Here is a 19162-nt window from a genome sequence, read left to right on the forward strand (position 1 = left end):
TTATAATGGCAATCTGGTATAGACCAAAGGTGAATCGAATGACAAACAACCATTATTTGCTATTAACGCCGGGGCCGCTCACAACGTCTAAAACGGTAAAGGACGCTATGCTGTTTGATAGCTGCACATGGGATGATGATTACAATTTAGGTGTTGTCCAAAACATCCGCCAACAGTTAGTCACATTGGCAACCGACAAAAAGGGGTATTCGTCGGTGTTACTGCAGGGAAGTGGGAGTTATGCGGTTGAAGCTGTTTTAGGTAGCGCGATTGGCGCTAAGGAGAAAATTTTTATTATCAGTAATGGTGCCTATGGGGCTCGAATGGCGCAAATGGCTGAAGGTTTAGGTATTTCCCATTGTATTTATGATTGTGGTGAAGTGTCACTGCCTGATCTACAGCGGATTGAGCAGATATTACAACAAGATAACCAGATCACGCATATTGCGATGGTGCATTGTGAAACGACGACAGGAATTTTAAACCCAATAGAGAAAGTTGCAAAATTAGCGAAGCAGTATCAAAAACGCTATATCGTGGATGCAATGAGTAGTTTTGGTGGGATCCCCATGGATATTGCTGAGCTTAACATTGATTTTTTAATTAGTTCAGCAAATAAATGTATTCAAGGAGTTCCGGGGTTTGCTTTTGTTATCGCTCGTACTGAGGCACTTGAATACTGTAAAGGGCAATCCCGTTCGTTATCGTTAGATTTGTACGCGCAGTGGCGTTGTATGGAAGATTTCAACGGTAAATGGCGATTTACTTCACCAACTCATACTGTATTAGCGTTTGCTCAAGCACTTAAGGAGCTCATGCAAGAAGGCGGGGTTGCTGCTCGGTTTCAACGTTATCAGCGAAATCAACATAAGTTGGTGTCTGGTATGCGTGAATTAGGTTTTACCACATTGTTAGAAGATAGCCTCCATTCGCCGATTATCACTGCATTTTATTCACCAAATTCACCTGATTACCAATTTAAGAAATTTTATCAAAATTTAAAATCACAAGGCTTTGTTATTTATCCGGGTAAGGTCTCGCAAAGCGACTGTTTTCGTATTGGAAACATTGGTGAGGTTTATGAAAAAGACATCGATGCATTGTTGTTAGCAATAGAAAAAGCCATTTACTGGGAAATATAAGGAAAAAGAAATGAACCGTATTGAAGCCGTTATTCTTGATTGGGCAGGAACCACTGTAGATTTTGGCTCTTTTGCACCTACTCAGATTTTCATCGAAGCATTTAAATCTGTGTTTGATGTGGACATTACATTGGCTCAAGCACGTATTCCTATGGGATTGGGTAAATGGCAACATATTGAAGCATTAGGAAAATTACCAGAAGTCGATAGGTTGTGGACAGCAAAATTTGGTCGCTCAATGAACAGTGAAGACATTGATAAAATCTATGCGGCCTTTATGCCATTGCAAATTGCGAAGGTTGTCGATTTTGCAGCACCAATCGCTGGCGTTGTCGACACAATCGATACATTACGCAGCCAAAATATTAAGATTGGCTCTTGTTCGGGTTACCCTCGTGCCGTGATGGAAAAATTAGTGCCAGCAGCAAAGGCGTTGGGCTACCAACCCGACTATTGGGTCGCGAGTGATGACCTACTTGCTGGTGGTCGCCCGGGACCTTGGATGGCATTACAGAACGTCATTGAACTGGGTGTTGGTTCCGTATTCGCCTGTATCAAAGTGGATGATGCTGTTCCCGGCATTGAAGAAGGGCGCAATGCAGGAATGTGGAGTATCGGGTTATCGGTTTCGGGTAATGAATTCGGTAAAACATGGGAAGAATATCAAGGGATGTCGATTGATGCGGTGAATTTATTGAAACAGCAAGCTGCAGAGAAATTGTATGCTGCGGGTGCTCATTATGTGATTGATACTTTGGCTGATTTACCATCAGTTATTGATTGTATCAATGAGCGTTTGGCAAAAGGTGAACGCCCATAATGATAGGTTCCCCTCAACGCATTTGATTAAGTTGAGGGGAGATAAATATTAAAAAATATTAATAGGAAGCTCTGGCGCTAATGTCGCTACCATCACCGCTTTGATAGTGTGTAAGCGGTTTTCTGCTTGGTCAAACACAATGCTATACGGGGATTCAAAGACTTCTTCCGTAACTTCTAAGCCGCCAAACATATTGAATTCTTTAGCTAATTGCGCACCTAATGTGGTGTCTTCATTATGAAATGCAGGTAAGCAATGTAGGAACTTCACATTCGGGTTGCCAGTGAGTTTAATTACATCCATATTTACTTGATATGGCTTCAATAAATTAATGCGCTGCGCCCATACTTCTTTGGCTTCGCCCATCGATACCCACACGTCGGTATAGAGAAAATCGGCATCTTTAACGCCTTCGGCGACATCTTCCGTGAGTGTGATTTTAGCCCCCGTTTTTTGAGCCAGTGCTTGGCAAGTTTTCACTAAGTCTTCATCTGGCCAGCAACTCTTTGGTGCGACTAAACGCAGATCTAAGCCTGTAAGTGCGGCGGCTTCAATCATCGAATTACCCATGTTGTTACGGGCATCGCCTAAATAGGCAAATTTAATGTCTGAGAATGGCGTATTTGGTTGGTGTTCTTGGATGGTCAGCAGGTCGGCTAATAACTGTGTGGGATGGAATTCGTTAGTTAGTCCATTCCATACAGGCACTCCCGAGTGCGCAGCTAAGAGTTCTACTGTGTTTTGGGCGAATCCACGGTATTGAATGCCGTCATACATCCTGCCCAAAACTCGAGCGGTATCTTTCATGGTTTCTTTATGGCCGATTTGGCTGCCGGAAGGCCCTAAATACGTGACTCTAGCCCCTTGGTCAAATGCGCCAACTTCAAATGCACAGCGTGTCCGTGTTGAATCTTTTTCAAAAATAAGCGCAAAGTTTTTACCTGAAAGTAGGGGTTGTTCTGTGCCCGCTTTTTTTTCTGATTTTAACCAAGAAGAGAGTTTTAAAAGTGAATGAATTTCGCTAGAAGTAAAATCAAGTAACCTCATAAAAGGTTTATTATATAGGGGATTCATAATTGGCAGCCTTTTTGTTTTGAATTAATATTCAATTTATATTCATAAAAATTCAAAATCAACCCCCAATGTAAAAGAATTTATCTTTAAATATATGGTTTCACTGTCAACCGTATGGGAGAATGGCACAAAGAAAGATGAGCGACAAAGAAACAAAAGGGGTGTGGATATGGTAGATAAAGCTGAACTCGATGCGCAGTACGAAGAAACTCGCTTGATTATCGAGGAATTACTGGAAGATGGCAGCGATCCTGATGCATTGTATGCAATTGAGCATCATTTCTCTGCGGACAACTTTGCGCTGTTAGAAAAAGCGGCGGTTGAAGCTTTTAAACTCGGCTACGAAGTCACGGATGCGGAAGAACTCGAAATTGAAACGGGTGAAACCCTGATGTGCTGTGATGTGATCAGTGAAAGTGCATTAAATGCAGAGCTGATTGACGCACAGGTTGAGCAATTAATGAAACTGGCTGAGAAAATGGGCATCAACTATGATGGTTGGGGCACATATTTTGAAGACCCAGATGCAGAGTATGACGATGAAGACGGTGACGATATCGGCCCTGAAGATCGCGTCCATTAATTATTAGTCGCATCATATAATTATTTAAAAGGATAGCTAAAAGTTATCCTTTTTTGTTGTCTAAGCCATTCCTTAAGGAGATGGTGCTTAACTCTGCTGTGCCTCAGTTTGATGTGACCTATAACATCTATTGTGTCGCGAGTTACGGGGGCTTTCGTATCGTAGGTTTAAAAATTGGTGAAGAAACAGCATAGCAAATACAGTGCCATTTCTTCGGGTTGAAAGGAAATTAACGGTTTGAGATGCCTAACCAAGCTGGGGTTGCGCCAGGCTGACCTTTTTCGTTTGTAGGCTCTGAACACCATACGCGGTAATTAGGGCAAGACGATACCGCTCTTATTCCTCCGTAAACAGTAAAACTATCGTTTTTGATTGCGATAGCGGCGTATGGGCCACCAGAAAACTCAATGGCGTTATCTACGTGTAATGCCTTGAACAGACCATATAACTCACGACGGTCGAGACCATCATTCACTTCGCCTCCTTGATAGATATAAATCAGATTTTCACCCTCATCAAAACTCATTGCTACTCGGCCTAACCCTCTCTCTGCATATGTTGGAGTAATGGAGGCGTCATCCATTCTGTCGTTAATTCCTACACCTGAAACCGCAATGTATTTGAATCCATCACGATCCAGCTCCTTCATCTGTTGCTCTACATTTTTTGCTTCAAGTGAGTCAGCATGGATCAGCATTCGATGGGAGTAAACATCGTCGAGCCAAAGCATGGTATCGAGTTTGATTGATTTATTGTTATTAGGATTTATAAAATAAGGTAAACCCGCGAGATATTTATTTGGGGAATTATGAGTACCTTGAGTTGGGCCTTTTGTCACATTGTCATAATACATACCCATTGGAGATGAGCACCGATTCATTTTCCAATTGGTATGCGCTTCTTGCTTGCGGACATCAAAAAAATTGGCACTGAGTGCCACTAAAGGGCTATCAAGCTCTTGCCATGCTTCATACGGTGTATAGACCTCTGCGTTTTGATGTTTATACTCTACAACTGCATAAACGTTATGTTCACAACGGCTAGCGGTTCCCTCATGTGTATCGCCTAGCAGATGTGGATACACATAACGAACTCTGTCAATTAGTTTAGGGATCATCAGTATGCTACCGGTTAGTCTAACCGTGTAGCTTTCTGAACCGAGAATGATAGGCACTTCGTTATAGCCTGTGTAATCTTTTTTTCGACCGAAAACATATTGACCTGGTTTTTTGTTTTTTTGTACCTCGGATGCCGCTATATGAATTAGATTTGCCTCGTAGGCTGCCTGTCCTGAAATGAATGAAGTACCTTGTCGGCTATCCGCTCCTTTAATGATAAAGGACCAGACAGGATAACCGTCATCGAGGTATTCAATGCTTATCATTTTAATATCGATTTCGTAATCCCCTGAGCGGATAGCCGGGAATTTGAGCCGCGTTTGAAATTCTTTGATTTTGCCAAATATTTCGTTTGATTCTTGATGCTCTATCTTGCCGGAAATTCGGTGTTTAGCTGATGCGACTACTCGGATCCGTGTCTGGTTGTAACTAGGTCCTTGATATTTCATATCATGCAAGTAGACGTCAACCCACATAGGCCTTTCGTTATTTCTCACCCATACGTCACTTTTAGCTTTAAAACTATATATTGGAGGGCTACCCATACTGATGGATTTTACCCCCCATTTTTCCCATGATTCTGAGTCTGCCATCTCATTTGCATGCACTGAAAACCCACAAAAAATAAGTACTAACATCATACAGAACAATGATTTTGTTAACTTAACTGTGTTTCTCATGTTGGACGCCTTAAGTTTTTCGAATTTGATGATGAAATCCGTTTGTTTCTTCTGTGATTACTGCGGTTGATATTATTACAAATTAAACAATATCAATTACTTCGATTCACTTGATTACAGTGTAGATGTAAAAAAAAAGAGTTCAAACTTACTTTGTTAATGATTGGAACGTATCATTAACAAAGTAAGGTGGTGGAATAAAACTCATTGGAATGAAGTCGATATGAAAAATAGGGAGTTTATACTTTAATTTTGTAATCCATTGATTTTATATTTAAATATAAAGTTATCGAATATATGTTGTGATCACTGTTTAGTTTTTGATATCAATCCATGAAATTGATACGTTCAAATTGTATGATTTACTAAAATCTATTCCTTGAGGTCAATATGAAAAAATTAGAAGTTTTAGTTTCTGGCGGCATGGGGTATATCGGTAGTCATACCTGCGTACAGCTAATTAAGGCTGGTTATACGCCTGTAATACTGGATAACCTGATAAATTCGAATATAGAAGTGTTAAACAGAATAGAAAAATTGACTGGTGTTCGCCCTGTATTTTTTGAAGGGGATATTAGAGAAGCAAGTATGCTTCGTTGTATTTTTAGCGCTCACAATATTCAATCTGTTATCCATTTTGCGGGTTTGAAGGCGGTAGGTGAGTCCGTTGAGAAGCCGCTTAGCTACTATGATGTCAATGTTAACGGTACGCTTGTCTTACTTAATGTTATGCAAGAATATGGGGTTAACAGCATTATTTTTAGTTCGTCAGCGACAGTATATGGTGAGCCTGACACAGTTCCTATTGATGAAACGTTCAGTACAGGGGCAACGACTAGCCCTTATGGCACGAGCAAGTACATGGTTGAGCGTATATTAACGGATTTGCAGATTTCTGCTCCTGAATGGTCAACAACTTTGTTGCGATATTTTAACCCTGTCGGCGCCCACCCATCTGGTGAGATGGGAGAAGATCCATTAGGTATTCCAAATAATTTAACCCCTTACATTACGCAAGTTGCTATTGGTAAGCGTCCTTTCCTATCAATTTTTGGTCATGACTATCCCACGATTGATGGTACTGGTGTTCGCGATTACATTCATGTCATGGATTTGGCGGATGGACATATTGCTGCTCTAGACGTTGTGAGCAAGAAGCCTGGATCGCATATTTTTAATTTGGGAACAGGTACAGGCACCAGTGTTTTAGAAATGCTTCATGCATTTGAGGTTGCTTGTGGTAAGCCTATTGCCCACGAATTTAAAGAACGGCGTCAAGGTGATATTGCCGAGTATTGGTCGACCCCAGAGAAAGCTCAGCGTGAACTCAATTGGAAGGCGATAAGAAGCGTTCAGGATATGGCTGATGATGCTTGGCGTTGGCAAAGAAATAACCCGAAAGGCTACAACAATTCTAATAATAAGTGAGGACTAGGATGAACTTACCAAAATTCGACCCAACAGAAGTGCCGCATCGCCGGTACAATCCGTTAACTGACCAGTGGGTGCTTGTATCGCCTCATCGTGCCAAACGGCCGTGGAATGGAATGGATGAAACCCCAGAAGCCACAAAATTGCCTAAATATGAAGAAACGTGTTTTTTATGTCCGACGAATAAAAGAGTTTCGGGTGAAAAAAACCCAGGCTACAAGGGAACCTTTGTTTTCCAAAATGACTTTTCAGCCCTTACTCCACAAGGTTCTGAACAACCTGAAAATACAAGCAGACTGATCCGCACTCAAGCAGTGAGGGGGCTTAGTCGAGTGATATGTTTTTCTCCAGATCACAGTAAAACTTTGCCAGAACTGAGTATTCCACAAATCAAAAACGTAGTGAAAACCTGGCGTGAACAACTATCTGAACTCGGGGAAGATTATTTGTGGGTTCAAGCGTTTGAAAACAAAGGTGAAATGATGGGGTGCTCACAACCACACCCTCATGGGCAGATTTGGGCTAGTGACTTTCTTCCGAATGAAATAAAGCGAAAAGACGACAATTTGCAGCGTTATTACAGCGAAAACGGAAGCAATTTACTTTTGGACTATGCTGTACTTGAAATGAGTGATGGAAGCCGAACGGTGGTAGAGACAGATCATTGGATTGCCGTGGTTCCATATTGGGCTGCATGGCCATTTGAAACAATACTGATGCCAAAAGCAATCATTCATCGTATGGATGAATTAACTGAAGAAATGCAGGGTGATCTCGCGCTTGCGTTAAAAAAACTCACTTCGCGCTATGACAATCTGTTCAAAACGTCTTTCCCTTATTCGATGGGGTGGCACTTTGCGCCTTTTTTCAAAGACGGCCGGAGTATTGAACATTGGCAGTTACACGCTCAGTTTTACCCACCTCTGTTACGTTCATCTTCAGTGCGAAAATTTATGGTGGGATATGAAATGTTGGCTGAAACACAACGAGATTTGACACCAGAGCAGGCTGCAGAGAAGTTAAGAGCCGTTAGTGATATACATTATAAAAGTTGAATGAGACCACAGCCTTGAGAGGCTGTGGTCTGTAGTTTTTAAAGGTTTTTTAACCCTATATTTATCTTCTGAATGGTTTCCTGGATGGTCATTAGCCCATCTAAAGCGTCAATGACTCCTCGACCAATGATATTTTCAGCTTGGCGAAGATTAAATGCCATGCCATTAGGCATTGTGGATTCACGGACTCCTGTCTTAATTTCGTTATATGAAAGCGAGAGCCAAGGATAACGTTGCCTAACTTCTTGCATGTAAATATAGTTACGCTGAATGGTGTTCCCTCCAAGCATCAGTATATGATCTTGAATGACATCAGAGTACAGCCAGCGGTAAAAGAGCGCCACTAACTCTGTTTTTTCACTATAGCGTGACATTCCTAAAACCCCACCGCCAATTTGAGGCTTACCTCCAGGCACAGGAGCGTATCCAATGTTATTGGACATGGGGCTGTGAGCGACATCATTAAATAAATTCATATACGCGATGTTCATTGCGAGACCGCCTGATTCAAACCGTTTTATCGACTCTCCCCACCATTCACTGTTAATCCGGTCGGTGTAAGAGAGTTGGTTCATATAGTCAGTAAGCACTTTCTCAGCGATTAATGGATTTAAGCGAGGCTCTGTGCAGGAGTCAAACAAGCACCCACCTGCGGCATAATAGCGTAGCAGATATTCCGATGAAATTATCCCTGCACTGCCTGTTGTCGAAGATGAACCATAAGGTTTACTTGGGTTACCAACTTCTCGATGAGTATAGAAAAATTGGCTTATTCTGTCGTATTCTTCAAAAGTAGAAGGGACTTTCAGCTCTTTACCTGTTGATTCGAAGTACATGCGTTTTGTAATTGGGTCTTCGAACAGATCTTTTCGGTAAAACATAAGCTGCACACTTGCATCCAATGGCATCGCATAAGCCGTGCCATTAACCAAACAGAAGCGGCTTTGCTTTTGCTCTGTGTACTTTGATTGTAAATCTGTTAACCCACCACCTATGTCATTAAGCGGAACGAGTGTTTTTTCTGCAAACCAAGGAAAGAAAGCGACATCAACGCGCAATAAATCGTAAAAAGTATATTCTTCTATTGTATTGAGGATATTGAATATCTCTCCAAAGGGGCGAACAGAGATATTAACGTGAACCCCTGTTTGGGCGAAAAAGTTAGGAAGTAGTTTTTGTAATGCATCGGTTGAGGGGCTTGGTATGGTGAGTAAATTAAGCGTGTCAATTCGCGGGCGCTCATTATCTCTGACCTCTTTGGTGTAAACACGGCTACAAGGGTTGGAAATTTGCTGCTCTTGTTCTAACCTTGCTGCTTTATTTTTAAATAAGTGAATGGCCACATCCTGACCAAGCTGGGCGTAATTAATCGGGGAGCAATAGATCCCACTAACCATTGGTGGTGTGCTGCCTGTTAATGAAAAAATACGAGGAGCAGCTCTTGAGCTTCCGAAGTAACAAGCCTGAGTGATATATCGTGTTCTTTCAAGGTCTTGCGTAATGATGGCGTCTAACTTTTGATTATTAGCGAAAAAATCAAAAGCGGTATTGTAGGATTCGAGATCGCTTGAATAACACACAATAATTTCGGCATTTGGTACGGTTTTTTGTAAGGATAGCCGCATTTCTCGGACAAATTCCTCACTATTCAAATGATGTGAGGCTTCGGCAAAAATTCCAATTCTCTCACATGAGTCTTTTGCTATCTGGTCTACAATGGCTTTAGCTGCCTGGGCATACTCAAGACCAAAATAGACTTTTGCATTTTGGGGCTTTCGATAGACAAAGGCGACATTCTCAGGGGCAATTTGAAGCGTATCAAAATAAATTGTAGCGTCATCAAGGCAACTAACAGAGATCACGCTTTGGTATCCACCGGAGGCTATTTTTTGTAATACTTTCAATTCTTTAGATTTTATATCATCGGTCAGAAAGACATCAAAAGGGAGATCTGAACAATCTTCAATCGTCTGGCGAATTGAATTGAACAGTATGGTGTATTTTTCTGATGTTAGATGGGGAAGTACGATAGCAATTTTAATATTTGTGTTTGCTCTGAGTAATTGTGCTTGTGTGTTAACGCTATAGCCCAGTTCCTTGGCTGCATTTAAGACCGCTTCCATTTTCTCTACGCTGACGTTACCACGCCCATTTAACACATTAGAGACTGTGCCGTGTGAAACGCCAGCAATCCTACAAATATCCTTCATCGTTGCCATTGATTAACCCCTCCAAATTGACTGCCAATAATAATACCTTAATTTGAGGTTATATAAAGCCAAATGGAATTGATTCGTATCATCAATTACTGCTCATAGTATGGCCAGTATATATTAAATTCTTTCTTTCATGCCTAATGAACTGTGATCTAATACATTAATATCTTAGTGCTAGTGGGTTTTATTTTGAACAAGATCACTTAATTTACTATAAACGCTTTGTGATTATCTTAAATTATATATATTGATACGTATCAAATGCAAATAAACAAGATAATTACAAATAATAGGAATTCATTATGAAAATCCATTTTTTAGGCACTGCGGCTTCCGAAGGTATCCCTAATCCATTTTGCCGATGTGAACACTGTATAGAGGCTCGTCGGCTTGGTGGAAAAAACATTCGAACTCAGTCATCCGCTATCATTGATGATGTTATTCTGGTGGATATGTCTCCGACGTTCAGCCATCAATTATTGCGAGATGAGCGTGATGCGACAGATATTGAAACGCTTCTTTTTACGCATACTCACCCGGACCACTTTAATGTTGGTGATTTATATAGCCGTATGGAAGGGTATGGCTACGAAATCTGTCATCCTCTACACATTTTTGGTAATGATAGAGCGATTAATGGTTGTGTCAGTGTTTTACCTGGCTATACCAAAGAACGCTTTGGTTTTCATTGTATGGTTCCCTATGAAACTGTTGAACATAATGGTTATAAAATCACACCTTTGTTGGCGAATCATGCAAAGTGGGAATATTGCTTTGTGTATCATATTGAGAAAGATGGAAAATGTATTTTTTATGGACATGACTCAGGTTGGTTCCCTGAATTGACTTGGAATTGGCTTGTCGATAAGCCTCTGGATATTATTGTCTTAGAATGTACCTATGGTTTGAATGGTGATGACAGAACGGATAACCATATGAGTTTGGAAACCGTGTTTGCCGCCAAACAAAAACTGGAAGCTCAAGGGTGTATTCACGCGAAAACAAAAACGTTGGTTTCCCATATCTCGCATAGCGCACGCTTATTACATGAAAATCTGGAAAGCATTTGCGCAGAACATAACATTTTAGTTGCTTCTGACAGCCTCACGGTTGAAGCAAACTAAGGAGATCACTATGAACGCGAATATTACTTCCAGATTGTTAATTATGATGTTTGTCCAATATTTCATGCAAGGCGCATGGAATATGACGATGGGGCTTGTTCTGAGTTCTTATGGGATGGCTAACATTATTGGTAATGCATATGCCTTGTTGGGGCTGGCGACTATCATGTCACCACTTTTCATCGGAATGATTGCGGACAGATTTTTTTCATCGCAAAAGGTCATGGCGGTGCTTCACATTGTCAACGCAGGTGTGTTGTTAATGGTGCCTCAATTTGTGGAAACACAGAATGTCGGAATGACATTATTCCTGATTTTCATCGTCGGTTTATTGTTTTACCCTACCACGGCTCTCTCAAACAGCATTACTTTCTCGCATATTAATGGCGTGAAAATGTTCCCAGTCATCCGCGTGTTTGGTAATTTCGGTTTCATGGTCGTTGGGTTCATCATGGGTGAAATGGGCTTCTCTGGTAGCACCATGACTTGGTACATTGCAGCGGGTGCAGGTGTTGTGTTGGCGCTGTATTGTTTAACTTTGCCGGATACCCCGCCAAAAGCAAAAGACCAGCCATTTAAGCCTAGAGATATCCTATGCCTTGACGCTCTCTCGTTGTTCAAAGACCGTTATTTTGCAATCCTTATGTTGAGCATTTTTGTGCTCATGATCCCGAAAACAGCCTATTCTGCTTATATTCCTGTATTCATTAAGGCGCTTGGGTTCGATAACGCTGCATCTATGATGCAGATTGGGGTGGCTTGTGAAATCGTCTTTATGTTTTTGCTATCATTCGTGCTGTTAAAATTCGGGTTTAAAATTACATTAGCATTAGGTATTGGTTCTTGGATTATCCGCACCATTCTGTTCTCTTATGCGGCAATGGATACAGGCACGATGTTTATTGTTATCGGTCTGCTACTGCAAGGTTTGTGTTGGGACTTTTTCTTTACGGCCGGCGACATCTATGTTGATAAAAAGGCCCGCCCAGAAATCCGCGCTCAAGCCCAAGGGATCCGCTTTATCGTTTCTAATGGTGCAGGCTTATTGTTTGCTTCAACCGTCTGTGGATATATTTTCAATCATACAGTTACAGAGACCGGAGCGGAATCGTTACCTCAATGGGTTAACTATTGGCACTATCCGACAGTGGTTGCCGCCGTTGTATTGGTCTTCTTTCTTCTCTTCTTTAAAGATGATGTTTCGAAAAAGAAAGCCACGCAGCAAGGTGACGACAATGTGGGCGCTGTTATAGATAAATAAATGGAGTAAGGTAAATGGGAAGCTTAACCTATTTATATGATCAGGTAAGCAACTTCCCTCCAATATTAATCAAGTTGACGGTCGCCTTTGTCTTAGGTGGCCTCCTTGGTTTAGAAAGGGAAGCAAAAGGTAAGCCTGTTGGCTTTACCACGTGTGTTATCATTTCGGTTGCCAGCTGCCTGTTAACGGTTGTCTCAATCCAATCCGCTGAATACTACGCGGGGATATCCGACAATATCCGTAGCGATCCCATGAGGTTAGCTGCACAAATTATTAGTGGGATTGGTTTTTTAGGTGCGGGCGTCATCATGCATCGTAGCGATGATGCTATCTCTGGCTTAACGACCGCTGCAATTGTGTGGGCTTCAGCAGGGATTGGTATCGCGTCAGGAAATGGTTTTTATATCCATGCCATAGCAGTGACTGGCTTATTTTTTGTTGCAATATGGATTAGTCCGCAGGTCTTGCTCTATCAAGCAAAGAGCAGAAAACTGGGTAAGTTGAATGTCCGAATGTTGTTCAATGATGAAGATGGCTTGCAGCTAATGATTGATTACCTGAAAGCGAACAAAAATATAATAGATAGTTTAAATATTCGGGATTTGAAAAAGGAGCGTGTGGAAGTTAACTTAAGGGTTAATGTCAGGCAAAAAATGACTTTAACTGAGTTTTACATTGCACTCAAGCAACTCCCACATGTGCACGCGGTGACTTTAGAGCATTAATATTAAGCCAGACAAATTGTCTGGCTTAATGGACTCCACGATTCAATAAGTAGCGTTAAAAATGCCCCATTGAGCCCATGTATCGTTGTCTGAAAGGTCAGCTTCAAACAAAGTACCGTAGTATTTTCCCCACCACATAGCTTCATTTCCTGATGTTACCATTTTCTTGCCACCGTCTGAGACAGGAAGAAGTCTATTAAAATCAAAAATGAACAGAGTATGAATATCAGAAGCTGAACAATCTTTTTTCCAAAGGTACAACCCTTCATCGTCCTTATTGTTTGTTAAGCAATAGCTATAATCGAAATTATAGACTTGAATAGCATCACCAAAAGCGCCCTGATAGATGTATTTTTTGACTAACCGAGTATGCATTAGCTTTTTATATTCACCTTCTTTATCAGTTGAATAATCACAATGATACGTCCATGCATAATGGTTGCTTTTGGCGTTATCCCAAAGACACACGACCCCGCCCCAACCCCAAGCGGGCTCACCCATCCACGGTTTAATGTTCAAACTATTTTCTGTAGGGAAATCGACTAATTTTAGTTGTCGAGAGAGCACGGAGTTCATCGCGAGAGTGGGTTTAACCGTCACAGGAATGGCGACGGTATCAAGCTCTGACCGCATTTTGAAAAAAGTATCTACAGTGTCAGGGTCATCAACGGTTATGACATTCGCTCCAATTCCCCTAGCCCAGGAGAGATTCATGCGAATATCGTCTTTTTCATCGGGCCCAAGCCTATCCGTCATGGTGTAGCAACAGTAGCCAGTGTTATAGAAATAGGCCTCTTCTATATCTATTTGTCTATTGTTATCCAAATTTTTAACGGTTACTCCTTGAGTTACTATATCTTTACGCCATTGAATATAATCAGGATCTGGGACAAATAAGCCGAGCGCTTTTTGTTTTGATTTTATGATGGTAATCATTCTGGCCATTGAACCGTCAAATGTGTTATCGGGTTTCAGTGAGGCTGGCTTTTCAAATATCCCTTGTTCAGATTGGTTTTTGATGGTTGAGATAAAGTCTTGCGAGTTTTTTATAACAACCTCTACATTGGGTACAAGTTTTGCGGGTTGCCGTGCCCATGAGGCTACCGCTCGACTTGTATTGTCACTGTATGTTTCACCTGGAGGGTTAGGAATATCCATCTTATTTATTTTTTCAGAACCCCAAGGGCTTATGTAAGGGTTTGCCATAACAGATGGGTCTGCATATTCACTCTTAATCATCTTCAGCCAATGTTCATAAGTAGGCGCATGTGCCATATCGAACTTAACAATGAACCGCTTCAAAACGTCAGGTTTTTTCTCTGCGGCAACAGTAATGGCTCTTGCAACTTTTCCAATCGCTTCTTTTTCTTTAACATCGAAATAAACGAACGATTGGCCTTCATTTTTGATGTAGTCTGCGATGACCTCTTCAACGGTAGGCACGACTTGGTTAGTGACAGCCCGGTTTACTGTCAGCATTTTTTTTGATTTAATTTCTTCTCCTGAAAGGCTCGATACTGATGGATTTGGGCCTGTGTTTTTATCAGGATTGTAGTTCATTTCAAGCACGCGGCCGATATTGGCATCATGAAAGACCATGAGGAGCCCATCCCTAGATAAGCGAACATCCGTTTCTATCGCGTGCCTGCATTTTTTGTATGAGCCTTGGAACGCAAGCAGACTATTTTCGGGAACCTCACCATTCATATCTCCCCGGTGATCAACACTGACGACGGTATCATCTTTACCTATGAAATCTAAACGATCATATTGTTCTTGCCCTGTAGGGCATGTTGCATTTGCTGTAATGGGAATTAAAGCCAATATAGCTGTGCTGAGTAAGAACAATGTGTTTTTTTTGAAATTAGCAAATTGCAGATTCATTCCTTTCCTTAATTATTAGATATTGCACAATTAAACGATTGAGATAAATCGATAGTTCACTACCTCCGAGTATTTGGTCTATTCAGTACAGCACGGAAAAACTGAACAACCAGCCGCATTGGTCGTGGGGAAGGAGGAAATTTTAGTTAGGTGACATGGCTCACGTTATTATTGGGTTTAGTTAATGGGCATTTAAAAAAGGTTAACAAACCGTAGGGACATATAAATCAGCAAAGTTGGTTTATATGGCATGAGCTTGGTTAGAATTATCCCAACCTTAGGCGTATTTAGCACTGATTTAAAAGTAATGAACACAATGGATAACTATTTTGGGGCTAGGTCTGATACGGTGAGGTTAATGAAACGGTTATCAGGTGTTATAAGGGATCAGGATAAAGTCGTTCAGGAACTCGACCAATAAATGAAATTACGTGAAGATTAATAAAGAATATAGCCCCTTTATAGGGGCTGAACTTAAAGCTATCTCTTCTAGAGGTGCTGTTTTACTTATAAAAGAATTATAGTGCTTTCAACATCCGAATTTCGCAGTCGCTATGGCCGGTATTCCCTAATGGCTCATCAATAAATTCAAAACCTAATTTTTCATACAGCTTAATGGCTGCTTGGAGCTCTTTGGTTGTCTCTAAATAGCAGCGGGTGTAGCCATGAGCTTTAGCAAACTCGAGGGACATCAGTACGATTTGCTTAGCTAGGCCTTTGCCTCTGAGTACAGAAGACAGGTACATTTTTTGTAGCTCAGCGGTTTGGCTATCACCACCTGCAACTTGCGAAATACCGCCACCGCCAACAATTTCACCATCCATTTCCACCACCCAGTAAGCACTGCGCGGTTTGCTATAAACGTCAAATAAGGTATCTAAAATAGGGTCTGCAACGGCAAATCCTTTGTCTGCGGTTAAGCCATGCTCAGCGGAAACTTCGCGGATCACTGCGGCAATACCTGCGTTATCTTTTTGTTCGATAAGACGAATTTTGTAGTTTTGTGTTGTCATGTGAAACTCTTGATTATTATTGTGTACAACTCAGTGTAGAGAGAACCAGAAGGGAACTTCAATCTGAGAACTGCGAACGCAGTCGTTTGATGATACTCGAATAAAAAGCCCTTATCAACGAATCGATAAGGGCTTAAAAATGATTAGCTAATGAATAATTATAAAGAGGCTATGGTCACTTTTTGTGCTTCAATTTTCGCTTTTGCTTCAATATTGGCAGTTAAGCGTTCACGCTCTTTTTCAACAACGGCAGCAGGCGCACGGCTCACAAAACCTTCGTTAGCGAGCTTGCTTTCAATGGTTTCAATCTCTTTAACCACTTTTTCCAGCTCTTTATCTAAACGAGCCAGTTCCGCATCTTTATCCACTAAGCCTGCCATTGGGATCAGCAGCTCAGCACCGCCAACCAGTTTGGTGACAGAAACTGGCGCTTCTTCGCCTTCAGCCAGCACGCGGATGCTTTCTAAACGCGCCATCGACTTGATAAAGCTTTGGTTTTCTTCGATACGACGTTTCGCATCAGCAGAAGCACCACGCAGCATCACATCCAGTGGTTTACCCGGAGAAATATTCATTTCCGCACGAATATTACGAACGGCAATAATGGCCTCTTTGATCCACTCAAGGTCGCTCAGCGCAAGTTCATCCACTTTAGCCACATCGAACTCAGGGAACGCTTGCAACATAATGGTATCGGCATCAATGCCTTTAACCACTTTCACTCGCTGCCAGATGGTTTCAGTGATAAATGGAATGATTGGGTGAGCGAGACGCAGTAAACCTTCTAGCACTTCAATCAGCGTGAAACGTGCTGCACGGACTTGCGCTTCGTTACCTTTATGAACCGCGGGCTTAGATAGCTCTAAGTACCAGTCACAGAATTCATTCCATGTGAAATCATATAAAATACCTGCTGCGATATCATAACGGTGAGTATCTAACGCTTCACGGTAAGTTTTTACTGTGTGATTAAATTGCGCCATGATCCAGCGGTCAGCCAATGAGAAGCTCATTTCGCCACCGTTTTGGCCGCAATCTTGTCCTTCGGTATTCATTAATACAAAGCGGCTTGCGTTCCATAACTTATTACAGAAGTTACGGTAGCCTGACAGACGTTTCATATCCCAGTTGATATCACGGCCTGTTGATGCGAGTGCTGCTAAAGTAAAGCGCAGGGCGTCAGTACCGTGGGCTTCAATTCCTTCTGGATACTCTTTACGGGTACGTTTAGCGATTTTCTCAGCCAGTTGTGGCTGCATCATGTTGCCAGTACGTTTTTCGAGTAAGTCTTCCAGAGAAATACCATCAATCATATCCAGTGGGTCGATAACGTTCCCTTTGGATTTCGACATTTTTTGGCCTTCTTCATCACGGATCAGGCCTGTCATGTAGACGGTTTTAAATGGCACTTGTGGCTCGCCGTTTTCATCTTTGATGAAATGCATGGTCATCATGATCATACGTGCGATCCAGAAGAAAATAATATCGAAGCCGCTGACTAATACATCCGTTGGATGGAAAGTTTTCAGTGCATCGGTATTTTCTGGCCAGCCTAAAGTAGAGAATGTCCACAGGCCAGAAGAGAACCACGTATCCAGTACGTCATCATCTTGGCGCAGCGCAACATCTGCACTTAAGTTGTTTTCACGACGAACTTCGTCTTCATCGCGGCCCACATAAACGTTACCTTTTTCGTCATACCATGCAGGGATGCGATGACCCCACCATAGTTGGCGAGAAATACACCAGTCTTGAATATCACGCATCCAAGAGAAATACATGTTTTCATATTGACGTGGAACGAACTGAATACGGCCGTCTTCTACGGCTTTGATCGCATCACGCGCTAATGGTTCGGTACGTACATACCATTGGTCAGTCAGCATTGGCTCAATAACTACGCCGCCACGGTCACCGTAAGGCACAGTTAAGTCATGCGGTTTAACTTCAACCAGCAGGCCGAGTTGTTCGAATTCTGCCACGATAGCTTTACGTGCAGCAAAACGTTCCATACCACGGTAAGCTTCTGGGATTTCACTGCTATATGCAGTCGATGGGTTACCGTTAGTATCAAAAATTTCTGCTTCATTACGGACGTTACCGTCTAAGTCCATCATGTTAATCATGGTTAACTGATGGCGTTTACCGACTTCGTAGTCATTAAAGTCATGAGCAGGGGTGATTTTCACACAACCGGTGCCTTTTTCCATGTCGGCGTGTTCGTCACCCACAATTGGAATACGGCGATTGATAATTGGCAGAATAATTTCTTTGCCAATTAAATCTTTATAGCGTGGATCTTCTGGGTTAACGGCAACACCGGTGTCCCCTAACATGGTTTCAGGACGGGTGGTCGCGACCACTAAATAGTCTTTGCCTTCAGCGGTTTTTGCGCCGTCAGCCAGTGGATAACGCAGGTGCCACATAGACCCTTTAACTTCACGGTTTTCAACTTCTAAGTCAGAAATTGCCGTGTGCAGTTTTGGATCCCAGTTAACGAGGCGTTTGCCACGATAAATTAGATTTTCTTTATAAAGGCGAACGAAAGCTTCTTTAACCGCTTTAGATAAGCCTTCATCCATGGTGAAACGTTCGCGTTCCCAATCAACAGAGTCTCCTAAACGACGCATTTGTTGTGAAATGGTACCGCCAGATTCTGCTTTCCATTCCCAGATTTTATCAATGAACGCGTCGCGGCCGTAGTCGTGACGGTTTTTACCTTCTTCTGCCGCGATTTTACGCTCTACAACCATCTGAGTTGCGATACCCGCATGGTCTGTTCCCGTTTGCCATAAGGTATTTTTACCTTGCATACGTTGGTAGCGGATCATGGTGTCCATGATAGTTTGCTGGAAGGCGTGCCCCATATGCAGGCTGCCGGTGACATTCGGGGGGGGAATGACGACGCAGAAGCTGTCTTGGGTGGTATCCCCATTAGGTTTAAAATAACCGCTTTTCTCCCAGTGAGCATACAGAGACTGCTCAATTTCAGCGGGGTTATACGTTTTATCGAGCGAAGGCTCATTCATTGGGCTA

General features: G+C 42.0%; 15 protein-coding genes. 9 read left to right on the forward strand and 6 right to left on the reverse strand.

Annotated features, from left to right (window positions below):
- Nucleotides 1-38: 38 nt before the first annotated feature.
- A complete protein-coding gene (phnW, locus tag PSF42_RS11575; protein WP_272680042.1) occupies nucleotides 39-1142 on the forward strand; it encodes a 2-aminoethylphosphonate--pyruvate transaminase in 1104 nt (367 codons plus the stop codon).
- Nucleotides 1143-1152: 10 nt separating this feature from the next.
- A complete protein-coding gene (gene phnX, locus PSF42_RS11580) occupies nucleotides 1153-1962 on the forward strand; it encodes a phosphonoacetaldehyde hydrolase (protein ID WP_125890642.1) in 810 nt (269 codons plus the stop codon).
- 48 nt (nucleotides 1963-2010) lie between these two features.
- Here phnX and argF read toward each other — a convergent pair whose 3' ends face one another.
- Nucleotides 2011-3036 (reverse strand): ornithine carbamoyltransferase, encoded by a 1026-nt coding sequence (gene argF / locus PSF42_RS11585; RefSeq protein ID WP_272680043.1) that lies wholly within the window; start codon nucleotides 3034-3036, stop codon nucleotides 2011-2013.
- 169 nt (nucleotides 3037-3205) lie between these two features.
- Between argF and rraB the strand changes: the two genes are divergently transcribed.
- Complete coding sequence (gene rraB, locus PSF42_RS11590; protein ID WP_125890640.1) at nucleotides 3206-3619, forward strand: ribonuclease E inhibitor RraB; 414 nt, start codon at nucleotides 3206-3208, stop codon at nucleotides 3617-3619.
- 229 nt (nucleotides 3620-3848) lie between these two features.
- Here the strand turns inward: rraB and PSF42_RS11595 are convergent, their stop codons facing one another.
- Complete coding sequence (locus tag PSF42_RS11595; RefSeq protein ID WP_272680044.1) at nucleotides 3849-5417, reverse strand: LprO protein; 1569 nt, start codon at nucleotides 5415-5417, stop codon at nucleotides 3849-3851.
- Between the two features lie 390 nt (nucleotides 5418-5807).
- Here PSF42_RS11595 and galE point away from each other — a divergent pair, with 390 nt between their 5' ends.
- Both galE and PSF42_RS11605 read left to right on the forward strand, forming a co-directional pair.
- Complete coding sequence (gene galE / locus PSF42_RS11600) at nucleotides 5808-6845, forward strand: UDP-glucose 4-epimerase GalE (protein ID WP_272680045.1); 1038 nt, start codon at nucleotides 5808-5810, stop codon at nucleotides 6843-6845.
- Nucleotides 6846-6853: 8 nt separating this feature from the next.
- The gene (locus tag PSF42_RS11605) at nucleotides 6854-7903 is read left to right on the forward strand and encodes a UDP-glucose--hexose-1-phosphate uridylyltransferase (protein ID WP_272680046.1); all 1050 of its coding nucleotides are present in this window, start codon (nucleotides 6854-6856) and stop codon (nucleotides 7901-7903) included.
- Nucleotides 7904-7941: 38 nt separating this feature from the next.
- Here the strand turns inward: PSF42_RS11605 and PSF42_RS11610 are convergent, their stop codons facing one another.
- Entirely contained in the window at nucleotides 7942-10122 is a 2181-nt protein-coding gene (locus tag PSF42_RS11610; RefSeq protein ID WP_272680047.1) for an extracellular solute-binding protein, read from the reverse strand.
- A 299-nt stretch (nucleotides 10123-10421) separates the two neighbouring features.
- Here PSF42_RS11610 and PSF42_RS11615 point away from each other — a divergent pair, with 299 nt between their 5' ends.
- The 3 genes from PSF42_RS11615 to PSF42_RS11625 are packed head-to-tail and all read left to right on the forward strand — an operon-like array spanning nucleotide 10422 to nucleotide 13229.
- Nucleotides 10422-11243: an MBL fold metallo-hydrolase gene (locus PSF42_RS11615; protein WP_125890635.1), complete on the forward strand. Its 822-nt coding sequence runs from the start codon at nucleotides 10422-10424 to the stop codon at nucleotides 11241-11243.
- Nucleotides 11244-11253: 10 nt separating this feature from the next.
- On the forward strand, nucleotides 11254-12504 hold the full coding sequence (locus tag PSF42_RS11620; RefSeq protein ID WP_272680048.1) for an MFS transporter: 1251 nt from the start codon (nucleotides 11254-11256) through the stop codon (nucleotides 12502-12504).
- Between the two features lie 14 nt (nucleotides 12505-12518).
- Nucleotides 12519-13229 (forward strand): MgtC/SapB family protein, encoded by a 711-nt coding sequence (locus PSF42_RS11625; RefSeq protein WP_125890633.1) that lies wholly within the window; start codon nucleotides 12519-12521, stop codon nucleotides 13227-13229.
- 42 nt (nucleotides 13230-13271) lie between these two features.
- Here the strand turns inward: PSF42_RS11625 and PSF42_RS11630 are convergent, their stop codons facing one another.
- Nucleotides 13272-15113 (reverse strand): glycerophosphodiester phosphodiesterase family protein, encoded by a 1842-nt coding sequence (locus PSF42_RS11630; RefSeq protein ID WP_272680049.1) that lies wholly within the window; start codon nucleotides 15111-15113, stop codon nucleotides 13272-13274.
- 250 nt (nucleotides 15114-15363) lie between these two features.
- Here PSF42_RS11630 and PSF42_RS11635 point away from each other — a divergent pair, with 250 nt between their 5' ends.
- Nucleotides 15364-15534, forward strand: a complete 171-nt coding sequence (locus PSF42_RS11635; protein ID WP_185746833.1) for a hypothetical protein — start codon at nucleotides 15364-15366, stop codon at nucleotides 15532-15534.
- Nucleotides 15535-15631: 97 nt separating this feature from the next.
- On the opposite strand, the gene PSF42_RS11640 is transcribed toward PSF42_RS11635, so the two are convergent.
- Entirely contained in the window at nucleotides 15632-16126 is a 495-nt protein-coding gene (locus PSF42_RS11640; protein ID WP_125890630.1) for a GNAT family N-acetyltransferase, read from the reverse strand.
- 158 nt (nucleotides 16127-16284) lie between these two features.
- Entirely contained in the window at nucleotides 16285-19155 is a 2871-nt protein-coding gene (locus PSF42_RS11645) for a valine--tRNA ligase (RefSeq protein WP_272680055.1), read from the reverse strand.
- Nucleotides 19156-19162: the final 7 nt, after the last annotated feature.

This window comes from Providencia sp. PROV032 (assembly GCF_028484875.1).
Classification (GTDB): Bacteria; Pseudomonadota; Gammaproteobacteria; order Enterobacterales; family Enterobacteriaceae; genus Providencia; species Providencia rettgeri_E.

Bases quoted from the DNA above. Each gene is read 5' to 3' on its own strand.
- phnW (WP_272680042.1), top strand. From the start codon at position 39: ATGACAAACAACCATTATTTGCTATTAACGCCGGGGCCGCTCACAACG.
- phnX (WP_125890642.1), top strand. From the start codon at position 1,153: ATGAACCGTATTGAAGCCGTTATTCTTGATTGGGCAGGAACCACTGTA.
- argF (WP_272680043.1), bottom strand. From the start codon at position 3,036: ATGAATCCCCTATATAATAAACCTTTTATGAGGTTACTTGATTTTACT.
- rraB (WP_125890640.1), top strand. From the start codon at position 3,206: ATGGTAGATAAAGCTGAACTCGATGCGCAGTACGAAGAAACTCGCTTG.
- PSF42_RS11595 (WP_272680044.1), bottom strand. From the start codon at position 5,417: ATGAGAAACACAGTTAAGTTAACAAAATCATTGTTCTGTATGATGTTA.
- galE (WP_272680045.1), top strand. From the start codon at position 5,808: ATGAAAAAATTAGAAGTTTTAGTTTCTGGCGGCATGGGGTATATCGGT.
- PSF42_RS11605 (WP_272680046.1), top strand. From the start codon at position 6,854: ATGAACTTACCAAAATTCGACCCAACAGAAGTGCCGCATCGCCGGTAC.
- PSF42_RS11610 (WP_272680047.1), bottom strand. From the start codon at position 10,122: ATGGCAACGATGAAGGATATTTGTAGGATTGCTGGCGTTTCACACGGC.
- PSF42_RS11615 (WP_125890635.1), top strand. From the start codon at position 10,422: ATGAAAATCCATTTTTTAGGCACTGCGGCTTCCGAAGGTATCCCTAAT.
- PSF42_RS11620 (WP_272680048.1), top strand. From the start codon at position 11,254: ATGAACGCGAATATTACTTCCAGATTGTTAATTATGATGTTTGTCCAA.
- PSF42_RS11625 (WP_125890633.1), top strand. From the start codon at position 12,519: ATGGGAAGCTTAACCTATTTATATGATCAGGTAAGCAACTTCCCTCCA.
- PSF42_RS11630 (WP_272680049.1), bottom strand. From the start codon at position 15,113: ATGAATCTGCAATTTGCTAATTTCAAAAAAAACACATTGTTCTTACTC.
- PSF42_RS11635 (WP_185746833.1), top strand. From the start codon at position 15,364: ATGAGCTTGGTTAGAATTATCCCAACCTTAGGCGTATTTAGCACTGAT.
- PSF42_RS11640 (WP_125890630.1), bottom strand. From the start codon at position 16,126: ATGACAACACAAAACTACAAAATTCGTCTTATCGAACAAAAAGATAAC.
- PSF42_RS11645 (WP_272680055.1), bottom strand. From the start codon at position 19,155: ATGAATGAGCCTTCGCTCGATAAAACGTATAACCCCGCTGAAATTGAG.